The organism is Chitinivibrionales bacterium (assembly GCA_014728215.1).
Lineage (GTDB): Bacteria > Fibrobacterota > Chitinivibrionia > Chitinivibrionales > WJKA01 > WJKA01.
The window spans coordinates 1-3,239 of record WJLZ01000091.1; the positions used below are offsets into that span (position 1 = coordinate 1).

General features: G+C 42.1%; 4 protein-coding genes. All 4 read left to right on the plus strand.

Annotated features, from left to right (window positions below):
* A partial coding sequence (locus tag GF401_07110; protein MBD3344816.1) for a hypothetical protein occupies positions 1-1,206 on the plus strand: 1,206 nt, incomplete at its 5' end.
* 6 nt (positions 1,207-1,212) lie between these two features.
* The gene (locus GF401_07115; GenBank protein ID MBD3344817.1) at positions 1,213-1,842 is read left to right on the plus strand and encodes a hypothetical protein; all 630 of its coding nucleotides are present in this window, start codon (positions 1,213-1,215) and stop codon (positions 1,840-1,842) included.
* A gap of 27 nt (positions 1,843-1,869) precedes the next feature.
* Entirely contained in the window at positions 1,870-2,697 is an 828-nt protein-coding gene (locus GF401_07120; protein MBD3344818.1) for a hypothetical protein, read from the plus strand.
* 65 nt (positions 2,698-2,762) lie between these two features.
* On the plus strand, positions 2,763-3,239 hold a 477-nt coding region (locus GF401_07125), incomplete at its 3' end, for a hypothetical protein (protein MBD3344819.1).

Here is a 3,239-nt window from a genome sequence, read left to right on the forward strand (position 1 = left end):
AAAGAGATCAATCTCTGGCTTGAGAAGGGGTATACAAAGCCTGTTTCGGTCGTTTTGAAGCACGGTGATTTTGACGATGAAGCTGTTGCGAAAGGTAAGGGCTCGAAAGGTGAAGAAAAGTACAAGGAAGGCAATCCTGTCCAGCAGGCCCAGGAGAATTTGAAGAAAATAGACGCGTACTCGGGTGAAACCGACGGCTGGTTTTTCGATAAATTGGAAGCCGGGGTCAAACTATTCCAGAAATGGGCCGCTAAAGGGCAGTTTATTATTAACGGCGTCCTTACCGATGTCGGGGAAAAGCTTACCGGGCATAAGGAGGGGGAGCTTGGGTCTGAGACATTGGAGTTTGCGCAAAGGATTGCGGCAAAAGGCGGGAAAGTTCCGAAGGAAAATGCTATAAAGAAAGGAGATAAGGGGAAAATTGTTGAAGAGATCAATATTCGGCTGGCTGGGTTTGGCGGAGGGGTTCCTTCAGATACGTTTGACGACTTAACGGAATCTAAAGTAAAGCAATTTCAAAAGGATTACATGAAAATGGAAAGCCCGACTGGAAGGGTTGATGAAGAAACTGCCAAGGCGATTGACGAATTCGGCGAAAAATACTCAATTAATTTTGACGATTTGAAGTGCAAGTGTACTTTTTGTGGCGGATTTGGAAAAGCTCGTCATAGAAATGAATTTAAAAATAACATTAAAGCGGAGGCCTTTCATAAATATGAATATCCAGGTGTCCATAGGTCTCTTTTATGGGCAATAAGGGCACTATCTTTTTATTTGGAATCAGAGAATGATCCTAAAATGAAAATTCACATACTTTATGATGGTTACCGTTGCCACGATCGAAATGCTCAAAAAGGTCGAACCTCAACAAACCACATGGGAAAAGCCGTCGATATACATATAGCTACTATGAATTCTTCAAACCAATGGTATAGACCTTCTGATGCTTCAACAAATCAAAAACTTTGCGATAAAGTAAGAACTTTGTGCAAAGAAAAAATGTCCGCGCAAATCAGATGGAACGAATCGAATAAGTTATCCATGGAACCATCAAAAGCCACAAAACCTAATGAGGCTTTAGCAACGACCTGGGTTCATATTGATGTGAGATCATATAATTCTACCTACCTTAAAGATTCCTTTTTCTGTAAATCACCAGAATCATTAAGTGGAGAGAAAATGTTTAACCTGCTGAAGAAAGGATAATGTCTTATGCAAACCAAGCTCTTTCCAATTTTGATCCTTTTGGCCATTTCGCTGAACTTTTGTTCTTCCCACAAAAAAGAAAATCAAAGGAATGATGAAGCCTCTCTTCAATCAACGCCTCAAAATAAAAAAATCGAGATAAAAAATGATAAATTATGTTCAACTTTTTTTAGTGAAATTACTGCATCGGAAGAATCACTCTCCGAGGAATATAAACAAACAAAAAGAATTAGTACAAATGAAATCGAAAATTTTCTTTCTGAATATCACAAGGGGGAGCTTGTTTTTGATAGCTCATATGGGATGAACGAATGTACTGGAGAAAAGATACATAAAAGGTGCTATTCGAACAACATTACCGAATTCGGATCATTTTATAATATCTACGCACGGCAATATGACTTCTGGGGAGAATTCCAAAATATTTTAGGAATGTCAAAAGGAATGTCAAAAGAAAACATTATAAATATCCTTGGGACACCGTTCAGGCAATCAGAAAATCTGATGCTTTATATCTCAGAAAAACCAACAGATGAAGACAAGGAGCTATTTGATTACAGATGGGCACTTTACATAGTTATTGAAAATGGCTTGGCAAAAGGAATTAATTTGCGTCCTAATTTGAATGATTGCTAAAATAATAAGATTAATAAATCATAAAAGATGAAGTACTTTTTTTATTACTATATCATAATCATTTCTCTCCCCTGCTTCCCCGTTACCTACCTGACCGGCGAACTCTCCGGCCACTATGGTTCCGACAACTACGTTGTCTCCGGTAACATCCACATTCTCCCCGGCACAGAGCTTTCTTTTGCTGCCGGCAGCACAATACGGTTCGAACCGTTTACCGGAATCATTGTACGAGGGAAATTGATCTGCGAAGGTACCGCGGATAGTGTGGTACTTTTCACTTCGACCCGGGACCCCTTATCCGGTTCAACGCCCGAGCCCTTTGACTGGAACGGTATTAAAGTACCTGCCGACGCTGAAGAAATCGTGCTTTCAAATGCAAGAGTTGAATACAGCACGTTCGGGCTGGACATTGAGTCAAACGGCACCGAGATTACCCTGAAAGACGTTGTGTTCAGAAAAAACGGGTATGCTACTCTGACAAGGGCCGGGCGTATTGTTGAGCATGTCGAGGGGGTACCGGTTGATTATACCTGGAAAAGAGAAGGTAGTTATAACCATACTAACAATGAAAAAGAGACCGCTGGTTCTTCTGCTGCTAAAGAGAACAAGGGAATCTCGTGGAAAATTCCTGTGCGAATCGCTGTCGGCACTTTTTTAGCCTCCGGACTATCTATCTGGGTTGGCGGGCACACCACTGCGGAGAAATACAACCAAAAATACCTTGATGAAGACGTGAATATTTCCAATGCAGTCGCGTATCGTGACAACCGCGATAATGCGGTTAAATGGCGGAATGCTGGGGCACTATTATCACTGATAAGCGCTGCAGGTTTGGGCATAACCTTTATATTTTAAGTCAATGTTTAATGAAATCAAGATCTATACATATATATATCATCCTATTGTGCACCTTTCTTCTTATGAAATGCGCAAAATATACTAATTCAAATCCTATAGATCCGCTTTACCACGGCGACTACTCCCTCACACTCACCCCGTTCCCCGGCACAGAGCAGGAGATATTCACTCCCTACACCCGCACCTATGCAACCGGCAAAGATACCTTCGAATTAATTGAAATCGCCTCACCCACAAGCATCCTCGATACAACATTGTTCGAAGACATGCTTACCGATTCGACAATCACCCTCTATTTCACGCAGCCGTATCAGGGCACGGTTACGATCACCGGGACCCGCCCCAACCAGCGGACTGACTCTGCTGCTATAACAGTTAATATTGTCAATCCCTACCGGATCGCCGGCGATTCTCTCTATTCCGTTGGTGATAAAATTGCAGTACAGCTTCGCAAATACACCGAATCTGTTGATCCGAATAAAAGCTTCTCGGTGGAATGGTCGGTCGACGGCGCCGTGATCGACACAAGCCTGCAGTCT